20 protein-coding genes are annotated in these 22,069 nt (G+C 62.5%); 13 read left to right on the top strand and 7 right to left on the bottom strand.

Features of this window, described 5'->3' with window-relative positions:
• Window positions 1–105: 105 nt before the first annotated feature.
• On the top strand, window positions 106–783 hold the full coding sequence (locus tag ACT3UA_RS09950; protein WP_096257040.1) for a Crp/Fnr family transcriptional regulator: 678 nt from the start codon (window positions 106–108) through the stop codon (window positions 781–783).
• Between the two features lie 66 nt (window positions 784–849).
• Here the strand turns inward: ACT3UA_RS09950 and ACT3UA_RS09945 are convergent, their stop codons facing one another.
• Genes ACT3UA_RS09945 through ACT3UA_RS09935 form a run of 3 tightly spaced genes read right to left on the bottom strand, consistent with a single transcriptional unit; the run spans window position 850 to window position 2,480 of the window.
• Window positions 850–1,806 carry an NUDIX hydrolase gene (locus ACT3UA_RS09945; RefSeq protein WP_444616343.1) on the bottom strand — a complete coding sequence of 319 codons (957 nt, stop codon included), beginning with the start codon at window positions 1,804–1,806 and terminating at the stop codon, window positions 850–852.
• Between the two features lie 19 nt (window positions 1,807–1,825).
• A complete protein-coding gene (locus tag ACT3UA_RS09940; protein ID WP_096283346.1) occupies window positions 1,826–2,302 on the bottom strand; it encodes a RidA family protein in 477 nt (158 codons plus the stop codon).
• Window positions 2,303–2,324: 22 nt separating this feature from the next.
• Entirely contained in the window at window positions 2,325–2,480 is a 156-nt protein-coding gene (locus ACT3UA_RS09935; RefSeq protein ID WP_096283344.1) for a hypothetical protein, read from the bottom strand.
• Between the two features lie 37 nt (window positions 2,481–2,517).
• Here ACT3UA_RS09935 and ACT3UA_RS09930 point away from each other — a divergent pair, with 37 nt between their 5' ends.
• From ACT3UA_RS09930 to ACT3UA_RS09910, 5 genes are all read left to right on the top strand, one after another.
• The gene (locus ACT3UA_RS09930) at window positions 2,518–4,851 is read left to right on the top strand and encodes a transglycosylase domain-containing protein (protein WP_444616265.1); all 2,334 of its coding nucleotides are present in this window, start codon (window positions 2,518–2,520) and stop codon (window positions 4,849–4,851) included.
• A 116-nt stretch (window positions 4,852–4,967) separates the two neighbouring features.
• Window positions 4,968–5,921 carry a metallophosphoesterase gene (locus tag ACT3UA_RS09925; protein ID WP_444616263.1) on the top strand — a complete coding sequence of 318 codons (954 nt, stop codon included), beginning with the start codon at window positions 4,968–4,970 and terminating at the stop codon, window positions 5,919–5,921.
• A gap of 170 nt (window positions 5,922–6,091) precedes the next feature.
• Entirely contained in the window at window positions 6,092–7,912 is a 1,821-nt protein-coding gene (locus ACT3UA_RS09920) for an ABC transporter ATP-binding protein (protein WP_096283338.1), read from the top strand.
• Window positions 7,909–9,717, top strand: coding sequence for an ABC transporter ATP-binding protein (locus ACT3UA_RS09915; protein ID WP_444616261.1), 1,809 nt, complete (start codon window positions 7,909–7,911; stop codon window positions 9,715–9,717). Before ACT3UA_RS09920 ends, ACT3UA_RS09915 begins: the two co-directional genes overlap by 4 nt.
• 14 nt (window positions 9,718–9,731) lie before the next feature.
• Window positions 9,732–10,463, top strand: coding sequence for a class I SAM-dependent methyltransferase (locus ACT3UA_RS09910; protein ID WP_444616259.1), 732 nt, complete (start codon window positions 9,732–9,734; stop codon window positions 10,461–10,463).
• A gap of 67 nt (window positions 10,464–10,530) precedes the next feature.
• Here ACT3UA_RS09910 and ACT3UA_RS09905 read toward each other — a convergent pair whose 3' ends face one another.
• A complete protein-coding gene (locus ACT3UA_RS09905) occupies window positions 10,531–11,436 on the bottom strand; it encodes a phosphoribosylaminoimidazolesuccinocarboxamide synthase (protein ID WP_096283332.1) in 906 nt (301 codons plus the stop codon).
• A complete protein-coding gene (purD, locus tag ACT3UA_RS09900; protein WP_096283330.1) occupies window positions 11,436–12,722 on the bottom strand; it encodes a phosphoribosylamine--glycine ligase in 1,287 nt (428 codons plus the stop codon). The genes ACT3UA_RS09905 and purD overlap by 1 nt, the downstream gene beginning before the upstream one ends.
• Window positions 12,723–12,867: 145 nt before the next feature.
• Between purD and ACT3UA_RS09895 the strand changes: the two genes are divergently transcribed.
• The 6 genes from ACT3UA_RS09895 to ACT3UA_RS09870 all read left to right on the top strand — a co-directional run bounded on the left by ACT3UA_RS09895 (window position 12,868) and on the right by ACT3UA_RS09870 (window position 19,339).
• A complete protein-coding gene (locus ACT3UA_RS09895; protein WP_444616256.1) occupies window positions 12,868–13,851 on the top strand; it encodes an asparaginase in 984 nt (327 codons plus the stop codon).
• A gap of 71 nt (window positions 13,852–13,922) precedes the next feature.
• Window positions 13,923–14,303 (top strand): sterol carrier family protein, encoded by a 381-nt coding sequence (locus tag ACT3UA_RS09890; RefSeq protein ID WP_096283326.1) that lies wholly within the window; start codon window positions 13,923–13,925, stop codon window positions 14,301–14,303.
• Between the two features lie 4 nt (window positions 14,304–14,307).
• Entirely contained in the window at window positions 14,308–14,631 is a 324-nt protein-coding gene (locus tag ACT3UA_RS09885) for a hypothetical protein (protein WP_096283325.1), read from the top strand.
• Between the two features lie 105 nt (window positions 14,632–14,736).
• Window positions 14,737–16,260, top strand: coding sequence for an amidophosphoribosyltransferase (gene purF, locus ACT3UA_RS09880; RefSeq protein ID WP_444616254.1), 1,524 nt, complete (start codon window positions 14,737–14,739; stop codon window positions 16,258–16,260).
• Between the two features lie 76 nt (window positions 16,261–16,336).
• A complete protein-coding gene (gene purM, locus ACT3UA_RS09875) occupies window positions 16,337–17,479 on the top strand; it encodes a phosphoribosylformylglycinamidine cyclo-ligase (RefSeq protein WP_096283323.1) in 1,143 nt (380 codons plus the stop codon).
• Between the two features lie 135 nt (window positions 17,480–17,614).
• Window positions 17,615–19,339: a DUF222 domain-containing protein gene (locus tag ACT3UA_RS09870; protein WP_096283322.1), complete on the top strand. Its 1,725-nt coding sequence runs from the start codon at window positions 17,615–17,617 to the stop codon at window positions 19,337–19,339.
• 549 nt (window positions 19,340–19,888) lie between these two features.
• Here ACT3UA_RS09870 and ACT3UA_RS09865 read toward each other — a convergent pair.
• Window positions 19,889–20,779: a Sir2 family NAD-dependent protein deacetylase gene (locus ACT3UA_RS09865; RefSeq protein WP_096283548.1), complete on the bottom strand. Its 891-nt coding sequence runs from the start codon at window positions 20,777–20,779 to the stop codon at window positions 19,889–19,891.
• Between the two features lie 193 nt (window positions 20,780–20,972).
• On the bottom strand, window positions 20,973–21,191 hold the full coding sequence (locus ACT3UA_RS09860; protein ID WP_096283320.1) for a DUF3073 domain-containing protein: 219 nt from the start codon (window positions 21,189–21,191) through the stop codon (window positions 20,973–20,975).
• Between the two features lie 225 nt (window positions 21,192–21,416).
• Here ACT3UA_RS09860 and ACT3UA_RS09855 point away from each other — a divergent pair, with 225 nt between their 5' ends.
• Complete coding sequence (locus ACT3UA_RS09855) at window positions 21,417–21,995, top strand: septum formation family protein (RefSeq protein ID WP_176484065.1); 579 nt, start codon at window positions 21,417–21,419, stop codon at window positions 21,993–21,995.
• Window positions 21,996–22,069: the final 74 nt, after the last annotated feature.

The following is a 22,069-nucleotide window of genomic DNA, read 5'->3' as shown; positions in this document are numbered from 1 at the left end:
CGTGATTCTCAACATTTCTTGGTTAAACCACGTGTGGAAACTGTCACATTGTTACCGAATACGGCACAATGAAGTGAGCGCTTACTACTGTTGACAGGAGATTTAATGGATATCGAGGTACTGCGCCGCGCGCCGCTTTTCGCGTCGCTTGGTGATGAAGTATTCGCCACGCTAACCGAAGAATTGACCGAGGTCGATCTGTCTCGCGGTGCATCAGTGTTCCGCGAAGGCGATCAGGGTGACCGTCTCTACTTCATCGTCTCGGGCAAGATCAAGCTCGGCCGCACTTCCGCCGACGGACGTGAAAACCTGATTGCCGTGCTCGGCCCAGGTGAACTGTTCGGCGAAATGGCGCTGTTCGATCCACACCCGCGCAACGCAACCGCAACCGCCGTGTCGGAGACCCGACTAGCTGGTCTGAGCCATGAAAACATGCGCAAGGCGATCCTGAACTCCCCGGAGGTCTCGATCCAGCTGCTGCAGGCTTTGGCTGCGCGTCTGCGTCGCACTAATGAATCCCTGGCCGATCTGGTGTTCTCCGATGTTCCTGGCCGTGTGGCTAAGGCGCTATTGGACCTCGCTGACCGTTTCGGTCGCCCAGCCACCGATGGCATCCTGGTCGCTCACGAGCTGACCCAGGAAGAGCTGGCCCAGCTGGTCGGTGCCTCCCGCGAAACCGTGAACAAGGCCCTGGCCGAGTTCGTGCAGCGCGGCTGGCTCCGTCTGGAAGCCCGCGCCGTCGTGATCCTGGACATCCAGCGTCTGCGTCAGCGTTCGCGCTAAGCACCGCTGAGCAAAAGGCCGGACAACCCTCGCGGGTTGTCCGGCCTTTGCTTTCCGACCGAAGATCTAGTGGCCGGGTTCCGCCTGCCAAGGACGTGTCGATTCGACCCCGAGCGCGCTCAGCACTTCGAGATAATAGGTGCCGTCACGCACCAGCAGGTCCGGATGCTGCACGTCCAAGGTGCGTGCGCGCGAGAGATAGGCGACCGCACCGTGGGCATCGGCCATCCGCTCCAGCATCTGCTCGACCGCTGGACTGGTGATCTGCGACAACCTCAGTCCAACGGTGCTCGGCTGGCCAATGCGGTCTCCCAGGTCGCTGGTGGCACGCTGAGCCATGATCTGCTTGGAACTGCACCACTGCGCCCATTTGCCCTTAGCGCGCAGCAGACGCGGCTCCTGATGCACGGGGACCGTTGCGGTGAAGTACCAGGTGTCGAACCGCCGGAAGGCGAAGTTGGGACTCAGCCAGTGGCTGACCGGGCGCATCAGGTCGGTGCGCAGGCCCAGCCCGCGCCGGCGAAGAAATTCCTCGAAGGCCAGGTCCTGTCCGGCGATGGCTTCGCGGGCGGACATCCATTCCTCGGGATCGTTCATTTCGACCACCGACTGTTCGTCGGTTCCGGCGAGCAGGATCCCGGTTTCTTCGAAAAGTTCTCGGATGGCGCAGACCAGATGCGCGCGAACGAGCTGCTGATCGAGCACGTCCATGCGCTTGGACCACTGCGAAAGGTTCGGGCCGAACCATTTGTACTCGACGCGGTCTCCCGCTTCGACGCTGCCTCCGGGAAATGCCACGCTCCCGAGAGGGGACTCGCCGGGGCGGTAGCCCAGGAAGGTTTCTACTCCGTGCACCCCGTCTTGAACCAGGCAGACCGAGGAAGCACGGCGGGCGGTGCGCGGGGTCCGCGAACCGAAAGTGAACCAGTTTTCCGCCGCGGGAATTTGATGCGGCGGCAGTTCTACGAGGCGGCGCGCAACTCCGGTGCGCGTGGCGGACGGACTGGACCGCCCTTGGCGCACACCGGAATCGCGTTGTGGACTACTCAAATTCGGCGATGACCTCAACCTCGACCGGAGCATCCAATGGCAGCACCGCTACGCCTACGGCCGAACGTGCGTGCACACCGGCCTCGCCCAGGACATTTCCGAAGAATTCCGAGGCCCCGTTGATGACGCCGGGCTGACCGGTGAATGACGGGTCTGAGGACACGAAGCCAACGACCTTCACGATACGCTTAATGCGATCTAGGTCACCAATTTCTGCCTTGATGGCAGCCAGAGCATTCAGTGCGCAAGTCTGCGCCATGGCCTTGGCATCTTCGGCCGAAACCTCGGCGCCGACCTTGCCGAGAGCTGAGAGTTCTCCCTTAATCAGCGGCAGCTGGCCGGAGGTGTAAACGTAGTTGCCGGTGGTGATTGCCGGCAGGTATGCGGCGACCGGCTTTGCCACCTCTGGCAAGGTCAGATCGAGCTCTGCGAGGCGTGCTTCGACACGCGAGGAAGTAGCTTCTTGCATGGGGTTTTACTCCTTCTGAAAGTTAGGCTTTTGGACGCTTCATGTAGGCCACTGGATTGGTGCCGTTCGGGCCGGGAACGATCGCTACGAGCTCCCAGCCATCGTCACCCCACTGGTCCAGAATCTGCTTGGTTGCGTGGATAACGAGCGGCAAAGTGGCGTATTCCCATTTAGTCATACTCGATACGTTAGCGCGTCCTTGTAAACTAGTAGGTATGGCAGCCAAGAAGTCACCCTTTTTTGATACAGCTACCACTTTGGGAAAGATCGTTGCGTTCTTCGGAATCAGTGCCCTGTGTGGCGTGCTGGCCGCGGGCATGCTCGTTCCCGTGGCAGCTATCGCAAAAACCGGTTTGACCACCGGAAATAATATTGTAAGCGCGCTTCCGAGCACATTCGAGAAGCTTCCCATTCCCGAGCCTTCGAATGTCTTGGACTCCGAGGGAAAGCTGATTGCGACGTTCTATGAACAGAACCGCGATCCGGTGGACCTCGAGGATATTTCTCCGTACATGCGCAAGGCGATTGTTTCGGTGGAGGACGAGCGTTTCTACGAGCACAGCGGCATTGACCCCAAGGGCATTGCCCGTGCGGTCATCAGCAACGCGACCTCCTCTTCGCGTTCCGGTGCGTCCACGCTGACTCAGCAGTACGTGAACAACCTGCTGGTCAATAACCAGATCTTGACCGGTTCCGACGAGAGCACCGTGTCGGGCAGCAAGGATTACTCGGACAAGATCCGCGAGCTGAAGTACGCGGTAGCCATCGAAAAGGAAATGTCGAAGGACGAAATCCTCGAAGGCTACCTGAACCTCGTGTTGTTCTCGGGTCGTGAGTATGGTGTGCAGGCCGCCGCGCAGCGCTTCTTCTCCGTGGACGCCAAGGATCTGAACCTGCAGCAGTCGGCAATGCTCGCCGGCATGGTGCAGCTGCCTAACGTCTACAACCCGCTCAAGAACCCTGAACGCTCCTTGGATCGACGTAACAAGGTGCTGGGCAACATGTACCGCACCGGCGCGATCACCAAAAAGGAATATGACAAGGCTGTGAAGTCGGACTTGGGCGAGGACCCTAGCAGCTCCGCTTCGGGTTGCATGGCTGCCAAAGATGACGGTTATTTCTGCGACTACATCACCAACTTGATCCTCAAGGACAAGAACTTCGGCAAAACCAAGGAAGACCGCGAGAACTTGCTGTTCCGCGGCGGCATGACCATCAAGACCACGCTGAACTCCGCGTTGAATAAGAAGGCCGCCAAGGATGCACGCGAGGCGATCGATCCTAACGCCAAGTCGAACGAGGATATCTACTCGTCGCTGGTTTCGGTTGAACCGGGAACCGGAAATATCTTGACCATGGCCCAGAACACCACCTACGCGCCAAAATCCGAGGAAACCGGCAGCCGGACGTTCTACAACTTCGCGGTAGAAAGTCGACTAGGTGGAGCGGGCGGCTTCCAGGGTGGCTCCACCATGAAGCCATTCACCACCCTTGCTTGGCTTGACGAGGGCAATCACATGTACGACAAGATCAATGCTAAGAAGGAACTCTTCACCGCTGGCGATAAATGGCGAGCTTCTTGCCTTCCAGGTGGACAGACCTACACTGCAAAGTGGGAACCAAAGAACGCTTCGCGTGGCTTCTATCGCACGATGACGGTGGATACTGGGCTGTACTGGTCAATTAACTCCGCCACCGTTCAGGAAGCCAAAAAGGTCGATCTTTGCACCATTGCTGATTACGCAACCAAAATCGGGCTGATCGATCAAAAGCCAGTGGGTAGCGAGGGGCCAGCACCTATCAATCCTGCCAACCCTTCATTCGTTATTGGTACTGCATCGGTAACCCCGCTGGCGCAAGCGGCGGCTTTCGCCACCTTCGCAAACAAGGGTGAATACTGCGAACCGCGGGCTATCACCTCAGTGGTCGATAAAGACGGCACCAAGTACAAGGTGCCGAAGCAAAACTGCTCCCAGCAGATCAACCCTCAGTACGTGGCCGATTTGAATGGGACGTTGAAGAAGATCGCCACGAACCGTGTTTCCAAGGGCCAAGTTGCCGGACCAATTGCGGGCAAGACCGGCACAAATAACGGTGCGACTTCAACTTGGTTCGTCGGCTACAGCACCGGCATTTCGAGCGCGGCTTGGGTTGGCCGGCTTAAGGGACAAGGCGAAGAGGAAAAGAAGAATTGGCTGCACGGCAAGATGATCAACGACGAACGCGCTCCGAAGATGGTTGATTCCTCGACCTATGCGGCTCCATTGTGGGTTGACTTCATGTCCAAGGCGGTTCAGCAGTACGAGCGAAATTCCTTCGGTTCGGTCAGCAAGGCTCCTAAGCCGAAGCCAGCTCCTAAGCCGAAGGAAGACGACGAGGACAAAGAGGAAGACTCTAAAAAGGAAGACTCCGAAAATGAGGATTCCAAGGAGTCCGACGACGACAAGTCTGAAGCCACCGGCAATGGAAACGGTAATGGCAACGGAAACGGTCAAAACAACTCGAAGCCGACTACTCCGGCCAAGCCCGGAGATGATTCGGACGACTAAGTAGTCGCCGAAAGGCCGCGTTCAACTTTGGTTGAACGCGGCCTTTCGGTTTAGATTGGCACTATCACCAGACTCAAACGGGTCTGTTCCCTTGAAAGGACACTGACGGACCGGTCATGGTTGAACACACTAATTTCTCTTCGGCATTCGGCCGCGCCACCGGCACCGCGGCGCTGCTCGCCGGCGGTGCCGTCGCAGCAGGCGCGGCGGTGCTTGGCTACGGATTATACGAAACCCAGAAATTCGGGCTCCGTCGCGAAACCGTCAAGGTCCTTCCCCGAGGGGCGGGCGATATCCGCGTGCTGCACCTCTCGGACATCCACATGATCCCCGGCCAAGCCCTCAAGCGGCGCTGGCTGCACCGGCTCGCCGACGAGCGCCCCGACTACGTGATCAACACCGGTGACAACCTCAGCCACCGCGATGGCGTTCCGGCGCTGATCGACGCGCTGACGCCTCTGATGCAATTCCCCGGAGCCTTCGTGCCCGGCTCGAATTGCTACTACGCGCCGCGCCTGAAGAACCCGTTGCGCTACCTCAGCGCGGGCTCCGGCACCCCGAACCCTTCGAGCCGTGACAAGTTGCCCTTCGAAGAGATGCACCGGGCCTTCGGGTCCGCCGGGTGGGTCAACATGACCAACCGGGCCTACTCCACCGTACTCAACGGAATCCGGCTTGATCTGACCGGCGTCGATGATCCGCATCTGGAACGCGACCAATTCGCTGGATGGCCGCAAGGCTCGGTCACCGGATACCAGGCTCCGCACGTACGCATCGCGCTAACCCATGCCCCCTACCAACGAGTGCTGGATCAACTCACCGAGGCCGGAGCGGATATCATCTTCGCCGGCCACACCCACGGCGGACAGGTATGCATTCCGGGATACGGCGCCCTGGTGTCGAACTGCGATTTGCCGACGTGGCGAGCTCGCGGGCTGACCGAATGGGAATATGCCGGGCGCACCGTCCCGCTGAATGTCTCCGCCGGCCTGGGCCACTCTCGCTTCGCACCATTTCGCATTGCCTGCCCGCCCGAGGCAGTACTGCTCACGCTCACCGCAAGGGACTAATCATTCACTCCATCAGGCCCCGCACTTGGTTCAGGTGCGGGGCCTGAAGCTGTCTCTGAGCCAGCAACAAATAATCTATCCACTAGTGATTATTTGATTGAATTTTCCCAACTACTGACGGTAGGCTGTAGTCCGGTCGATATTGTTATTGGTGATGGTGGGGAACTCGCATGGCGCGACAACAAAACTCAGAAGCAGCTGAAGCGGTGTCGTTGACAACCACCTTAAAACGGCTGGGGCCGTTTGTCCGCCCGATTCTTCCGCGGCTCATCGGCGGCTTCCTCTGCGCCTTGGGCGCAGGCATTGTCGCCCTCGTCATTCCGCAGGTCCTCGCCTGGCTGGTGAACAACGTCCTGGACAGCGATGGGACGAACAACGCAATCTGGATCGCCATGGCGATTGTGGGTGCCTTGGGTTTCCTGGAAGCGTTATTCATCTACCTGCGCCGCCAATTCGTGCTCAACCCGGCGGCGGGGTTGGAAGCGCAGATGCGCATCCGCTTCTACAAGCATCTGCAGCGCCTGCCCGTGGCGTTCCACGAGCGCTGGGGCTCGGGCCAACTGCTCTCCCGCTCGATGTCGGATCTGTCGCTGCTGCGCCGCTGGCTCGCCTTCGGCGCCATGATGCTCGTGGTGGACACGGTCACCGTGATCACCGGCCTGGCGCTGATGTTCTACCACTCGTGGATCCTCGGATTGCTCTACCTGCTAGGCGCCATCCCCATCTCGATCAAGGCCTACCACTTCCGCAACAACTACCGGGCCGCGAGCCGGCTGAGCCAAGACCAAGCCGGTGACCTCGCGACCGCTGTCGAAGAATCTGTCCATGGCATTCGCGTCATCAAGGCCTTCGGCCGCGGCCCCCATGTGTATGCCGGATTCAACGAGCAGGCCAAGTCGCTGCAGCAGACGGAAATCAGCAAGGCCAAAACCCTGGCCAGCTTCCTGATGGCCGTCGTGGCAATCCCCGAAACGATCTTGGGGCTGGGCGTACTGATCGGCATCTCGCTGGTTGCCGGCGGGCAGCTGAGCATCGGCTCGCTCGTGGCCTACTTCGCCATCGCAGCGGTGATCGCAGGGCCGGTGGAAGGCATGGGGATGCTGCTGGGCATGACGCTGAGCACCAAAACCGCGCTGGACCGCCACTTCGAAGTGATGGACGCTTCCAACGACATCGTCTCCCCCGACCAGCCGAAGTCCCCCGCCGAACGCACCGGCGAAGTGCAGCTCAAGCACGTTCGATTTGCCTACCCCGATGCCTCCGGGCGCGGGCGCCCCATCCTTGCCGATATCGAGCTGACGATCCGCGCCGGGGAAACCATGGCGCTGGTCGGAATCACCGGCTCGGGCAAATCGACGCTGCTGAACCTGATCCCGCGCTTGCATGAGGTAAGCGCCGGGCAGGTACTGGTGCACGGGCAAGACGTGCGCGAATGGGATCTGGAAGAGCTGCGCAAAGAAATAGCCGTAGCTTTCGAAGACACCACCCTCTTCTCGAATTCGGTCCGCGAGAACGTGCTGCTCGGCGCCCCGGCGGATTACAGCCCCGCGCAGCGCGAAGAGCTCTTGGCGCAGTCCCTTGACGTGGCGCAGGCGCACTTCGCCTATCAGCTGCCGCAGGGGGTCGATACGCTCATCGGCGAAGAAGGCCTGTCCTTGTCCGGAGGCCAGCGCCAGCGTCTGGCCCTGGCCCGCGCCATCGCCGCCCGGCCCCGCATCCTGGTCCTGGATGATCCGCTCTCCGCCTTGGACGTGCGCACGGAGGAAGCGGTCACCACGAAGCTGCGCGAGGTGCTGGGCGGCACTACCACCTTGGTGGTGGCTCACCGCCCTTCCACTGTGATGCTCGCCGACCGGGTGGCGTTGCTGCGCGATGGTCGCATCGACGCGATCGGCAGCCACACGCACCTGCTGAGCACGAACGAACATTACCGATATGTGATCGCCAGCCTGGATGACGAAGCACCGATGAGCGAAGAGGTCGCGCGATGAGCCAACCACTAGGTGTCACCGAAGAGGACAATATCAACCTCTCCGGTGCCCAACGCAAACGAGTGCGCCGCCGCTCATTCAGGCTCCTGGCAACGCTCGCCATGCCGCAGAAGAAACTCTTCATTCTCACCGTGGTGCTGGTGCTGGTTTCCAATGCGGCCCGCGTCATCTTGCCAATCCTCATTGCCTTGGCCATCGACTGGACGCTGCCGCAGGTCCGCGAGGGCAACTGGGGCGCACTGGGAGTCTCCGGCGGCGCCTACATTGTTTGCGCCATCTTGGCCGGAGTCCTGCTGGCCTGGTACATCAATTGCGCCGCCCGCATTTCCCAGGCCATGCTCTTGGATCTGCGTCAGCAGGTCTTCCGCCACACTCAGCGGTTGAGCCTCGAATTCCACGAGAACTACACCTCGGGCCGGATCATCTCGCGGCAGACCTCGGACTTGGAAACCCTGCGTGAACTGCTGGACCAGGGAGTATCCGAACTCGCCTCCTCCTGCGTCTTCGTGATTTTCACGTTGGCCACCATCTTCATCCTGGATTGGCGCAGCGCTCTGGTGCTGTGCGTTGCGGCCATCCCAGTGGCGATCCTCTTCTTCTGGTACCAGAGCCGGTCCGAGGTGCTCTACCGTGAGTCCCGCGTAGTTTCCGCGAAGGTGATCTCCATGTTCGTCGAAACGATGACCGGCATTCGCGCGGTCAAGGCGTTCCGCCGGGAAGCGGCAAATGACGAAAACTATGGCGAGGTCGCCGAAAAGTATCGGGTCAACTCGGTGCGCTCCTTCAACCTATTCGGCATCCTCCAGCCGGGTCTGGTGCTCATTGGAAACCTCACCGTCGCGGTATTGCTGGCCTACGGAGGCTTCCGCATTCTGGAGGGGACGCTGGCGGTCGGCGTGATGGTGGCCCTGCTGCTTGCTGCTAAACGCGTCTTCCAACCGGTCGAACAGATCGCCATGTTCTATTCCTCCTTGCAATCGGCCACCGCAGCCCTCGAAAAGGTCTCCGGGCTCCTGGAAGAGGAACCGAGCGTCAGGGAGCCACTGGCACCGCGCAGCATCGAGCAGGTCAAGGGAGAGATCGTCTTCAGCGACGCGGTCTTCGGCTATGGGCAGGGGCCGATCATCATGGACCGCTTCGATCTGAAGATCGAAGCCGGGCAAACGGTGGCGGTGGTCGGGCAGACCGGCGCCGGCAAATCCACCCTCGCAAAACTCATTTCGCGTTTCTACGATCTGCGCTCGGGCAGCCTGGAAATCGATTCGGTTCTCATCAATGAACTCTCGAATCAGGAACTGCGCCGGCATGTGGTGATGGTCACCCAGGAAGCGTTCCTGTTCTCCGGGACGGTTGCCGAGAACATTGCGCTCGGCAAGCCCACCGCTACCCTCGCGGAGATCCAGGATGCGGCCAAGGCGGTGGGTGCCGATGAATTCATCCGCGAACTTCCCGAAGGCTATGAGACCGACATGAACAAGCGTGGCGGCCGGGTCTCCGCCGGGCAACGCCAGCTCATCTCCTTCGCCCGCGCCTTCCTAGCCGACCCGGCCGTGCTGATCCTCGATGAGGCCACCAGCTCGCTGGACATCCCTTCGGAGCGTGCGGTGCAACGCGGCCTGCAGCAGCTGCTGGGAAACCGTACGGCGTTGATCATCGCCCACCGGCTGTCCACGGTGCAGATCGCCGACCGGGTGCTGGTGGTGCACGATGGGAAAATCATCGAGGACGGCTCCCCGCAACAGCTGATCGCGGACGAGGGACGTTTCGCTTCGCTGCACAAGGCGTGGAAGGACTCGCTGGTCTAACCGGACGCAAGCATATGGAAAACGAACTGGGCGACTTCCTTCCGGCCCCGAACCAGGGGGCGGACCCGGAAGTCTACGAGATTGAAAATAGCGCGCTGGATCGAACCGGGGTGCTCTTTGCGCGCTTGCGCTCCTTGGCGCCCTGGGCGGGCAAGGTCCTGCTGGATTTGGGATGCGGCAGCGGCTATTGGCTCCCCAAATACCTCACCGAACATGGCACGGTCCTCGGGGTGGAACCGGATCTGCGCCTGCTGGATGCCGCGCGGGCGCGTAGTTCGCGGGTTCAGGTGCTGCACGGGTCTGCCGAACATCTTCCGCTAGCGGATTCCAGCGTCGCGGTGGTGCACGCGCGCTTCGCCTATTTCTTCCCTTCCGCGAACTACGACTGCACCGCCGGGCTCCGCGAGGTCCTGCGTGTCCTGCGCCCCGGCGGGTCGCTGCTGGTGATCGACAACGACCACCAGCACGGAGAATTCGCTTCACTTTTGCGGCAGAGCCCTTGGGCGTCGGATCAGGGCGAGGATGACTACATCCGGCGGTGGTGGGCCGCGCAGGGAGCCCAACGCCATGAGGTGATGAGCAGTTGGAGCTTCGACTCTACGGAGGATCTCGCCAAGGTACTTCACCTTGAATTTCCGGCGGATCTGGCTCGCGACTGGATCGCGCGGCACCCGTTGGCGACCGAGTTGAGCTACGGCTACGTGCTGTATCACGTACGCAAGGGCGCAGCCGAGCTGGGCGGCTAGTTCTCTGCTTCGCGAAAAGGCCGGGGTGAAGGAATTTCTCCTTCACCCCGGCCTTTCGTTTTTGCCCTTAGGCGGAGAATTTCTCCCCGGTCAAACGCTCATAGGCGTCGATGTACCGGGCGCGCGTCTTCTCCACAATCTCTGCGGGCAACGCCGGTGGCTCTGCCCCGGAGTTCTTGTCCCAACCGGATGCCGCTGAGGTCAGCCAGTCGCGCACGAACTGCTTGTCAAAACTCGCCTGGGCCTTGCCCGGTGCGTAGGACTGGGCATCCCAGAAGCGCGAGGAGTCGGGGGTGAGCACCTCGTCGCCGAGCGTGATCTCGCCGTTGCTCGGATCGGCGCCGAATTCGACCTTGGTGTCGGCAAGGATGATTCCGCGTTCGCGGGCGATCTGCTCGGCGCGTTCGTAGAGGGCGACGGTCTTCTCGCGCAAGGCCTCGGAAACTTGCGCGCCGACACGTTCCACCGTCTGCGCAAAGGAGATGTTCTCGTCATGCTCGCCGACCTCGGCCTTGGCCGAAGGGGTGAACAGCGCCGGCTGCAGGCGTGAACCGTCAACCAGGCCCGCGGGCAACGGCAGCTCGCACACGGTCGAGGAGACCTTGTATTCGGCCAATCCGGAGCCTGTCAGATAACCGCGGGCGATGCACTCGATGGGGTACATCTCAAGCTTCTTGCACACCATCGCCCGGCCGGCTACCGCCTCGGGCACCTCGGTGGAGATCACATGGTTGGCGAATTCGCTCAGCTGCCCGAACCACCACAGGCTCAGCTGGGTCAGCACCTTGCCCTTGTCCGGAATCTCGCTGGTCAGCACGAAGTCATAGGCGCTGATCCGGTCCGAAGCGACCACCAGCACCCGGTCGGAGTCCGCGAAACCCACCCCGGCGGGCAGGTACAGGTCGCGCACCTTGCCCGAATAGAAGTGGTCCCAGCCTTCGAGGGAAAGCGTTTCGGTCTGGAATCCTGCCATTACTTGCTCTCCCCGTTCACTACGATTTCTCCGCGTTCGGCCTTCAAGGCGATATCGCTGCGCGACTGGGCACCGCTCCAACTGATCTTGGAGACACCCGCGTAGGCGTTCGCCCGGGCGGCGGCCAGGTCATCGCCCAGCGCGACGACCGCCAAGACGCGGCCACCGGCCACGGTGATGTTGCCTTCGGCGTCGGTGCTGGTGCCGGCATGCATCACATGCACCTCGCCGACCTGGTTGGCTTCTTCCAGCCCTTCGATCACCGCGCCCTTGACCGGGGCATCGGGGTAATTCTCGGCGGCGATGACCACGTCCACGGCGGTCTTCGAGGACCAGCGCAGCTGCTCGGCATCGTCGAGCTTGCCGTTCGCCGCGGCGAGCAGAATCGCGCCCAGCGGGGTCTTCAGCCGAGCCAGGACCGCTTGGGTCTCCGGGTCGCCGAAGCGGGCGTTGAATTCGATGACGCGGATGCCGCGCTTGGTGATGGCCAGGCCGCAGTACAGCACGCCGGTGAACGGGGTGCCGCGCTTTTCCATTTCGCGCAATGTCGGGTAGGCGACGCGGTCCATCACCTCGTCGACGAAGCCTTCCGGAAGCCATTGAAGCGGCGAGTAGGCGCCCATGCCACCGGTGTTGGGGCCTTCGTCATTGTCGAAGATCCGTTTGAAGTCCTGGGCCGGAGACAGCGGCACGGCATGCTTGCCATCGCAGATGACGAACAGCGAAACTTCCGGGCCGTCAAGGAATTCTTCGATCACCACGGTGCCGCCGGCGGCAAAGCAAAGCTCTGCGTGGGCCAGCGCTTCGGCACGGTCCGCGGTCACCACAACCCCCTTGCCGGCGGCCAGGCCGTCGTCTTTGACCACATAGGGTGCGCCAAAGTCATCCAGCGCCGCTGCGGCTTCCGCCGCGGTCGTTGCCACGTGCGCCATGGCGGTGGGCACCTGCGCGGCGGCCATGACGTCCTTGGCGAATGCCTTGGAGGCTTCCAGCTGTGCCGCGGCGCGGGTTGGGCCGAAGACCGGAATCCCGGCTTCGATGAGCGCGTCGGCAACGCCGGCGGCCAATGGCGCCTCGGGGCCGACGATCACCAGCTCGCTGGCAAGTTCACGCGCCAGCCCCAGCACCGCCTGCGGGTCCTGGGCGTTGATCTCGTGGGTGGTGACGTCCTGTGCGATGCCGGCGTTGCCGGGAGCGCAATGAACCTCATTGACGTAGGGGTCTGCACTAAGTGCACGGACAATTGCATGCTCACGGCCGCCTGGGCCAATAACCAGTACCTTCACTGCACCGAGTTTACCGGAGAACCACACACGATTAGTGGTCTGTGACCGGGGGATGAAAAGTTGCCGCAGATCACCGCGCCAGCCCCTGGGGGCTTGCCTTCCTTGGGAAAGCCCTCCGTGCGGGCCTGCGCCTAGACTTGGCCTCATGGGTTCGGCGATAGACATCACACAGTGCAGCGAGCTGCTGCGGATCACCCGCAATTCGGTGATCGAATCGCGGCATTATGGCGCAGCGGTAGTTCTGGATCCGGCCGGGCAGGTTCTGGAGGCCATCGGCGATCCCGAAGCCCTGATCTTTCCCCGCTCCGCGCTGAAGCCTTTTCAGGCGATCGGTTCGTTGCGCGCCGGGGCGGCGTTGGAATCCGCGCAACTGGCGCTCGCCTGCGCCAGCCATCTGGGAACCGAACAGCATCAGCTGCTCGCGCGCAGCGTGCTCGACTCGGTGAAGCTGGGCGAAGAGCATCTGCAATGCCCGGCCTCCTGGCCCGGCGATTCGGCAACACGCTCCGAGATGGCCGCGCGTGGCCAGAGCCAGAACAAGCTTGCCTTCAACTGTTCGGGCAAACACGCCGCTTTTCTCGCGGCGGCGGCGGCCAGCGGCGAACCGCTCGGCAGCTATCTGTCACCCGAGCATCCGGTGCAGCTTTCGGCCTTCCGGGCGATGGAAGAATTCTGCGGGCCGATCACTTTCCTGGGCGTCGATGGCTGCGGAGCTCCGGCACCGCAGATGTCGCTGCGGTCCCTGGCGGAGGGATTTCGAAAGCTGGCGGCATCCACCGACCCGGCCGCGCGGTCGGTGGCCAGCGCCATGCGCGAACACCCGTGGGCGGTACGCGGCGCGGGCAGCCCCAATACGCTGGTCATCGAGTCCACCGGAATCATCGCCAAGCTCGGTGCCGAAGGAGTGCTGGGGATGTGCGCCCCCAACGGGGTGAGCGTGGCGGTGAAAATCCTTGATGGCGCTTCGCGCGGAATCGATGTGCTGGCGCTGGGGCTATTGGCCAGCCATGGCGCGCTCAGCGCGCAGAAGCTGGAAGAATTATCAAGCCGGCTGGGCGCCACAGCGCACACCGCCGGGGCGCGCGCTGCCGGGCTTTGCTACCTCGGCCGGGACTTCGCGGCCCGCTAGCCCCTCCGAGCACGAAATCCAGGGGCGGAATATGACATTTTTTCGTCATCCAAGGAAGGGAATTTAACGCCATGGCGATCAAGCGAAGAATCGATGAGCTCTCCGGTCGCGCCGCGCTGCGCGAATGGGCTGAAAACGCGGAAACCCAAGGGAAAACAGCCCGCCCAACGCTGGCCATGGCGGTACGTTTCGCCTTGGAGGAACTCGCTTCGCGGGCCGAGGGGAACTCGGTTGAGGTGCGGGTTCCGCCCTTTGGTGTGACCCAATGCATTGAAGGGCCCCGCCACACCCGTGGTACGCCGCCTAATGTGGTCGAAATGCCCGCCGAATTATGGCTTTCACTGGTCACCGGGCGCACCGACTGGGCTTCGGCCACGCAAACGGGCCAACTGCACGCCTCCGGACTAAGGGCAGACTTGTCGGCACACCTGCCGCTAATTGAGTACCCTTAAAACTATGGAGCAACACCCCGCTACCCCGTCATCCGCAGACCAGCCGATCCAAGTGCAGGTTCATTCGGCACCGCGCTTCTGGCCAATCGTCCTCTCCGGCGCCGTACTCGGCGCCCTGGTAGGCGTAATCATTGGCTTGATTGGCGAACCGTCCATGGATTACACCGTCGGATCGGCCGTCGGATTCTTCGCCATGTTCTGCGCGGGACTTGGCACCGGGCTGGGCGCGCTCGCATATGTAATTATCGATCGCGTAACTTCGCGCAAGACCACCCAAAAACTGGCGGTGCCCCTGGCCGGGGACACCGGCAGCGAGCTACAAGGCTAGGCGCCCTCCCCTTCCCAGGAAGGCAAGCGGTGGCCGCGCACCTGGTCGCCGTTCACCACATAAACGGTCGGTGTCGACCAATAGATACATGAGAGAATAATTGACATGGCGCGTGGCGATGGATTCCTGAATCATGACTTGCTTCCCAACGAAAAAGGGCCGCAGGACGAATGCGGCGTTTTTGGTGTCTGGGCACCTGGCGAAGAAGTTGCAAAACTAACCTATTACGGGCTGTACGCTTTGCAGCACCGCGGACAGGAGTCCGCGGGCATCGCAACCAGCGACGGCGCGCGAATCAACGTATACAAGGATATGGGCCTGGTCTCCCAGGTCTTCGACGAAAACACGTTGAACTCGATGACCGGCCACCTGGCCGTGGGCCACTGCCGCTATTCGACGACCGGCGCCAGCCACTGGGCCAATGCGCAGCCGACCTTGGGCCCGACCCAGACCGGCACCGTAGCCCTGGCGCATAACGGCAACCTCACCAACTCGGCGCAGCTGGCCGAAATGGTCGAGGCCAAGCAGGTCTCCGAGGGCGGCAAGCTGCGCGGTGAAATCGCCCAGGGCAATACCACCGATACCGCGCTGGTCACCGCCCTGCTTGCGGGCAAGGAGGGCCAGAGCCTCGAAGAGACCGCGCTCGAGCTGCTGCCCAAGATCGAGGGTGCCTTCTGCTTCGTGTTCATGGATGAGAACACCATGTACGCGGCCCGCGATCCGCACGGGGTGCGCCCCCTGGTGCTGGGACGGCTGAACCGCGGCTGGGTGGTTGCCTCCGAGCAGCCGGCCCTGGCCACCGTGGGCGCTTCCTTCATCCGCGAGATCGAACCGGGCGAGCTGATCGCCATCGATGAGACCGGCATCCGCTCCACCCGCTTCGCCGAAGCCACCCCGAAGGGCTGCGTCTTCGAGTACGTCTACCTGGCCCGCCCGGATGCGACCATCGCCGGCCGTTCGGTCTACGAAGCCCGCGTGGAGATGGGCCGCCAGCTGGCCCGCGAAAACAGCGCCGACGCCGACATCGTCATCCCGGTCCCGGAATCCGGCACCCCGGCGGCCATCGGCTACGCCGAGGAGTCCGGCATTCCGTTCACCCACGGCTTCGTGAAGAACGCCTATGTGGGCCGCACCTTCATCCAGCCCTCGCAGACCCTGCGCCAGCTGGGCATCAAGCTGAAGCTCAATGCGCTGGAGACCGTGCTGCGCGGCAAGCGCGTGGTGGTCGTGGACGACTCGATCGTGCGCGGCAACACCCAGCGTGCGGTAGTGCGCATGCTGCGCGAGGCCGGAGCCGCCGAGGTGCACGTGAAGATCTCCTCGCCACCGGTGAAGTGGCCTTGCTTCTACGGCATCGACTTCGCCACCCGCGCGGAGCTGATCGCCAACGGCGCGGCCGTGGACGAAATCGGCAAGTCCATCGGCGCCGACTCGCTGGCGTACATCTCCGAGGACGGCATGATCGGCGCCACCATGCAGCCGCGGGAGAAGCTGTGCACCGCCTGCTTCACCGGCGACTACCCGATCCCGCTGCCCGGTGATGAGCGCCATGGCAAGAACCTGCTGGAGCAGGCAAATCAGAGCGGTTGCGAACCCGGCCCGGATGCCGAGCTCGAAGCAACTCTCTAGTCACCAATCCATCACCCACCTCGTTGCAAGCGGCACCGGCTATCCGGTGTTCACGACAGAAAAGGATCCATCTGCCATGAGCGGCACGCAAGAGCAGCCAACCTCCATCACCTACGCCGGAGCTGGCGTCGACGTCGAGGCCGGTGACCGTGCCGTCGAGCTGATGAAGGGCGCGATCAAGGCCACCCACACCAATGGCGTGGTCGGCGGAGTCGGCGGATTCGCCGGCCTGTTCGACGTTTCCTTCCTCACCGGGTACAAGAAGCCCTACCTGGCCACCTCCACCGACGGGGTGGGCACCAAGGTTGCGATCGCGCAGAAGCTGGACATCCACGACACCATCGGCCAGGACCTGGTGGGCATGGTGGTCGATGACATCGTGGTGGTCGGCGCCAAGCCGCTGTTCATGACCGACTACATCGCCACCGGCAAGGTCGTCCCCGAGCGCATCGCGGATATCGTGCGCGGCATCGCCGAAGGCTGCAAGCTGGCCGGCACCGCCCTGGTGGGCGGCGAAACCGCCGAGCACCCGGGCCTGCTGGCCGAGGACGAGTACGATGTGGCCGGTGCCGCCACCGGCGTCATCGAAGCCGATCAGCTGCTCGGCCCGGAGCGCGTGCAGGCCGGCGACGTCATCATCGGCATGGCTTCCTCGGGCATCCACTCCAACGGCTATTCGCTGGTGCGCCGCGTGATCGCCCACGCGCAGTGGGAGCTGGAGCGCGAGGTCGCCGAATTCGGCCGCACCCTGGGCGAAGAGCTGCTGGTTCCGACCCGCATCTACACCACCGCCTGCCTGGACCTGATCGGCGAGCTGAACGACGGGGAGAACTTCGGCGTGCACGGCTTCAGCCACGTCACCGGCGGCGGCCTGGCGGCCAACCTGGCCCGCGTGCTGCCCAAGGGCCTGATGGCCCGCGTGGACCGCTCCACCTGGTCCCTGCCCGCGGTCTTCTCCACCATTGCGGCGCTGGGCAATGTGCCGCAGCCCGACCTCGAGCGCACCCTGAACCTGGGCGTGGGCATGGTTGCGGTGGTCGAGCAGAACGTCGCCGACCGCGCGGTGGCACTGCTGAACAAGGCCGGCATGGGCGCCTGGATCATGGGTTCGGTCGAAAACCTCGAGCCTTCCGCTAGCTCCGCCGGCCTGGACTTCGTCCAGGGCGCCAAGGGCGTGGACGGCGGCGCGGTGCTGCTGACCGGCAACTACGCCAAGTAACTTTCGAAGCATCCCGCAAAAGGGGGCGATGCGGCACCAGCACGGTGCCGTTTCGCCCCCTTTTTTTCTGCCCGCTTATCCACAGCTTGCCCGCCGCCGGCCCGCACCCGGCATTCGTGGGGCAAGCTGGGGCACATGAGTACGCATGCAGCCACCGTCCAGGCGCTGGATCAGCTGGCGAAAGCCGTCGGCCAGGTCGCGCAGGCCACGCGCGCGCTGGCCGGGATCGACCTCGCTCCGGGCCACGCCGCGTACTTCGCCTGGCTGACCGAGCGCTGCGCGGCCGAGCTCGCCCGCAGCCAGATTCATGCGGCCGACGCGCTGCGCTCCAGCGGTGCGCATCAACTGGACGAGCAGTCCCTGCAGGCTGTTGCCGAGGCCGGCCCGGCCCCCACCCTCCAAACCCTTGAGCAGCTTTCCGGCCAGCGGGCCAGCGGGCGCGCGCACTTCACCGACTGCACCTCGATGTACACCTCATGGCTCCAGGTACCGGTCTCCGCGGCCAACTATCGGCTCGCCCAGGCGGACGCGCTGATCGCGCGGGTCACCGAGGATGGGGTGCGCCATGGTCCGGGCTATCCGCTGCTGTCCGCCGAATTCACCGGCCGGGAAACCGATCCCCGCCTCGTGGCCCAAGCCGCCAGCAAACTCCGCGGCGTGCAAAAAGACCTCTCCTCCGCCGCGCAACGCGACAAACTCGAAGCGCAGGCGGCCACCTTGCTTCGCCAGGAGCCGGCTACCGCCCTGACGCATCTGGGCACGCTGGTCCAAGAACAGGTCAGCACGCAGCGCCCGCCCCAGGCACTCGTCGCCGAAGCCGGGATCTTCCGCAAGGGCATGCGCAACGGACTGGTGATCTATCAGCTCAAGGTGCTGCCCCATGAGGCGGAACTCATCGAATCCCTCCGCACGCAGATCGACAATCCGGCGACCATCGCCGGCAACCGGCAAGAACTCGCACAGTTGACCGCGCGGAGCTACGCGCAGGCAGGCGGCGGCCCGTCATCCAATTCCACTCCCGAGCCCGGAGCGGTGTCCGCGCCATCCCCAGCAACCACGTCGTGGAACGATCCGGAAACGATGCCCCGCTGGGCACAAGAAGGTACCCCCGCAGCGCAAGGGGTCCCGGCGGAGAATTCCGGCGACCAGTCCGCTGCCCAAACAGGCCCGGGAAACTCGGAACCCGAGGCGCCGGTTCCCGCGGATCATGCCGCGGTGACCGCAGACCTGCCCGGTGATTCCTTCTACCCGCAGACCTTCGAAGACCTCACCCCGGCGATGCGGCATCTGACGGCGCTGCTCAGCGCGCTTCGATCCACCGGCGCCACGGGAAAGAAAACCACCGGTATCGTCACCCCGCAGGTCATCGTGCACCTGGACTTCGCGAAAATGATCGCGGGCGACAAGAGCTACGCGATCACCGAGAACGGCATTCCGCTCTCCGATACCGAGGCACGCACGCAGATGTGCAATGCGGGGATCCTCCCGGTCGTCTTTAATGGCAATGGACAGATTCTCGATGTCGGTCGGGCCGAACGGCTTTTCCCGCCTCATATGAAACGAGCCCTGATTGCCCGCGACCGTGGCTGCCTCTATCCGGGATGCACCATGCCCGCGGGGCGCTGCGAAGCCGACCACCTCCTGCCGTGGGAGGAAGGCGGCGAGACGAGTGTTGAAAACGGGGCGATATTCTGCCCCCGGCACCACCATGCGCGCCATGCCGGGCTCTTCCGAGTCATCATCCGCAAAGACCGGCCTCCGGCCGTGCTCTTGCCCCGGTCGCTGGACCCGCCGCAAATTCCCCGCCGGAATACCTACTGGCTCTCGCCCGCGGAGGTTCTCGAGTCCCACGCCGGCTAGCCTTCAGCCTGCGAGAATACGCTCCCTTCGACATGGGGTGCGGCATACGCGAACAGCACCCGGAGCCCGGATTGGCACGGTTTGGCGCTAGGCTGGGACTGCTGGGCGCCGGCGCCGGATCGCTGCGGCGCAGGATGCTCGTGCCGTTCGCTGCCCGGGCCGAGTCCGGCTCCAGCGCACCGGTTGAAGCTGGACTGAATTTTGTCCCGTTTCGGCCCCTGGCGTCTATCCAGGACGCTTAGCTCGCCGTTAGCATGATCGCCGGGGTGAGCTTGGCCTTCGAGATCGTCCAGTACGTTCTCGCCCCGGGGAGTTCCGCTGCCACCGATATCTTTGTCGATATCATCGGGGGCCTGTTCCGATACCTCCTCATCGCTCCTCTGCAAAGCAGCGCGCGGCCCCGTATCTGGCGGACGATCTAGGGGATCTGCACTATTTTCACCGTGCTCTTCATCCTGCCGCCTGTGCGTTGTGCTCCACTGGGCGCGGAACCAAGATTAGCGGCGACGAGTACGGAGCATCCCCAGCCGCGCATTTTGCCTTCTGCAGCTAATCGAGCTGCCGCATCGCATGAGACAGCGGCACCCGCCAACGCCACGTGGCTTTCTCCTCGCCGCGCACATGACCATTGGTTACCAAAGCGACCGGCAACCCGCGTTTGACGAAGTTCAACAGAATCTTGTACCCGCTCATCACCGCCAGCGATGAGCCGAGCACCAACAACCCGGTAGAAGCCTCTTCGAGCTGCGCCATCTGTTGTTTGCGCTCCACGGGCACGCTTTCGCCGAAGTACACCACGTCGGGCTTCAATGCCAAGGAGCCGCAGTTTTCACAATTAGCCATGGTGAACCGGTCGACCCAATACTGCGGCAGTTCCACATCCCCATCCGGGTTGACGGCGCTGGGGTCGATTTCAACGGATTCAATGTAACCGACATTGAGATCCTGCAGGCGGATGTCAAAGTGTTGGCGGTCCTCGCTCTGGCCGCAGTCCAGGCATCGCACAATCGAAAGGTCGCCATGCACCGGGATCACCGTTTTTGATCCGGCCCGATGGTGCAGCCCGTCAACGTTTTGCGTAATGATTCCGCTGATCCGGCCGGTATCTTCCCAGTCCACCAGCCGGCGGTGAATTCCATTCGGTTCGGCTTGGAACATGTGACGCCAGCCCACGAACCCGCGCGCCCAATAGCGGTGGCGTGCCTCAGGACGGTATTTGAATTCCTGATAGGTCATCGGACGGTGCCGTTGAAGCGAGCCGTTCGGTCCCCGGTAGTCGGGGATCCCGGAATCGGTGGAAACTCCCGCCCCTGTCACCACCAGCACATTGCCTCGGTCGAGCATTGCCTGCACGCCGGCTCTGGCGTCTTCTTCCGAGGAAGGATCCGCTTGCGGCTCCACGATGCGTTGCATGGACCGGATGGCCGAGTGATGGGCCATTTGGATGGAAAGCTCTTCGGGGGTGCTCACGTTCTGACCTTTCGGAGCATTCGGGGACGACAAAGGCCGCAACGACCTTGAAGCTAATTTAGCTTAGTCGTTGCGGCATGTCGCAAAAATGTACTGAAGAGCTGCACAACTTCATATGAAGGCAGGCACCCGAGCCAAGGACTCTCGGTTGAGTAGCTGAGGATTAGTCAGCGTCGTCGTCTCCGGAGTACTTCTTAGTCAGCTCGTCGTAATCAGACTCTTCGTCGTCATGCGATGAATTATCAGGCTCCAGATTCTGGGCATGATAATCGGACCGGACACCAAGCTCACGCTCTAGTGCCGTAAGGTCAGTCGAGGGCGAGTAGTACTTAATATCTCGCGCTTGACGCTGTGCTTTAGCCTTTTGACGGCCGCGCCCCATGGCGTGACCCCCTCTTTTCAGTAGAGTCGGGAGGTGGTCCACCTAATAGGTGAAGGCCCCCGAATATGTGATCAGTTCTTTCGTAATTAAAGGTTAACACGATTCGACGGCGAGCGTTGAACGCAACACGTGTCAGACCCGTTAGACTGTCGATTAGTCCAACGACTATTTAGTGAGCTTGCTCCCTTTCAAACCAAGGCGAACCTTCAAGGAGCACTACAGGTGGTGGAAAAAGATCTACCCGAGCCGCAAGCGGCCTTACCGCCGTTGCAGCCCGAACCGGAGAAGCCCAAACGGCAAATCGGCCAGTGGGTTTTACTTGTCATTGCCGTTTTAGCCCTAAGCGCTGCGGTGGTATTCGTTGTACTTCGCTTTATTACGCCAGCTACGCCAGAGGCGAACAATGTGGAGCGGAATCCGAGCCCGGGCCTGGATGGAATTATCGCCGCGTCCATTCCACCGGAACAACTCATCCTCGGCGACTGCCTCCGCGGCTTCGAGTCTCCGCTGGCATTGCAGACCGTAGTGACCTGTGATTCTGCACATAACGCTCAGCTCATCGGGTCCTTCGAGCTAGCCGGCGAAGAATACCCGGGCTCCAACGAGTTGCTGACCGAGTCCGAATCGCTGTGCAAGTCGGTTTCCTTGGACCCCAGCGCCGGCCTCGATTCAACTTGGACGTATCACTTCTCCCGCCCGTCGGAAAGCACCTGGACACAGGGAGACCGACAGGTCTCCTGCTTCCTGAGCCTCTCCGAAGGCAACGTGCGCAACTCGCTGCTCCCAGTGAACGAAGAAAGCTAGGCCCCGCAGATTTTCAATAGCCGTGGGCGGTGGTTTACACCCGCCACGGCTATTTACAAATCTCGGGAATTATG

Origin of the sequence: Glutamicibacter sp. 363, from assembly GCF_052379505.1 — a bacterium.
Taxonomy (GTDB): Bacteria; Actinomycetota; Actinomycetes; order Actinomycetales; family Micrococcaceae; genus Glutamicibacter.
The sequence above is the reverse complement of the archived record's forward strand: the minus strand, read 5'-3'. Positions and strand labels throughout refer to the sequence as shown.

Coding starts and splice junctions, on each gene's coding strand:
- ACT3UA_RS09950 (WP_096257040.1), top strand. CDS start 106: ATGGATATCGAGGTACTGCGCCGCGCGCCGCTTTTCGCGTCGCTTGGT.
- ACT3UA_RS09940 (WP_096283346.1), bottom strand. CDS start 2,302: ATGCAAGAAGCTACTTCCTCGCGTGTCGAAGCACGCCTCGCAGAGCTC.
- ACT3UA_RS09935 (WP_096283344.1), bottom strand. CDS start 2,480: ATGACTAAATGGGAATACGCCACTTTGCCGCTCGTTATCCACGCAACC.
- ACT3UA_RS09930 (WP_444616265.1), top strand. CDS start 2,518: ATGGCAGCCAAGAAGTCACCCTTTTTTGATACAGCTACCACTTTGGGA.
- ACT3UA_RS09925 (WP_444616263.1), top strand. CDS start 4,968: ATGGTTGAACACACTAATTTCTCTTCGGCATTCGGCCGCGCCACCGGC.
- ACT3UA_RS09920 (WP_096283338.1), top strand. CDS start 6,092: ATGGCGCGACAACAAAACTCAGAAGCAGCTGAAGCGGTGTCGTTGACA.
- ACT3UA_RS09915 (WP_444616261.1), top strand. CDS start 7,909: ATGAGCCAACCACTAGGTGTCACCGAAGAGGACAATATCAACCTCTCC.
- ACT3UA_RS09910 (WP_444616259.1), top strand. CDS start 9,732: ATGGAAAACGAACTGGGCGACTTCCTTCCGGCCCCGAACCAGGGGGCG.
- ACT3UA_RS09905 (WP_096283332.1), bottom strand. CDS start 11,436: ATGGCAGGATTCCAGACCGAAACGCTTTCCCTCGAAGGCTGGGACCAC.
- ACT3UA_RS09895 (WP_444616256.1), top strand. CDS start 12,868: ATGGGTTCGGCGATAGACATCACACAGTGCAGCGAGCTGCTGCGGATC.
- ACT3UA_RS09890 (WP_096283326.1), top strand. CDS start 13,923: ATGGCGATCAAGCGAAGAATCGATGAGCTCTCCGGTCGCGCCGCGCTG.
- ACT3UA_RS09885 (WP_096283325.1), top strand. CDS start 14,308: ATGGAGCAACACCCCGCTACCCCGTCATCCGCAGACCAGCCGATCCAA.
- purF (WP_444616254.1), top strand. CDS start 14,737: ATGGCGCGTGGCGATGGATTCCTGAATCATGACTTGCTTCCCAACGAA.
- purM (WP_096283323.1), top strand. CDS start 16,337: ATGAGCGGCACGCAAGAGCAGCCAACCTCCATCACCTACGCCGGAGCT.
- ACT3UA_RS09870 (WP_096283322.1), top strand. CDS start 17,615: ATGAGTACGCATGCAGCCACCGTCCAGGCGCTGGATCAGCTGGCGAAA.
- ACT3UA_RS09865 (WP_096283548.1), bottom strand. CDS start 20,779: ATGGCCCATCACTCGGCCATCCGGTCCATGCAACGCATCGTGGAGCCG.
- ACT3UA_RS09860 (WP_096283320.1), bottom strand. CDS start 21,191: ATGGGGCGCGGCCGTCAAAAGGCTAAAGCACAGCGTCAAGCGCGAGAT.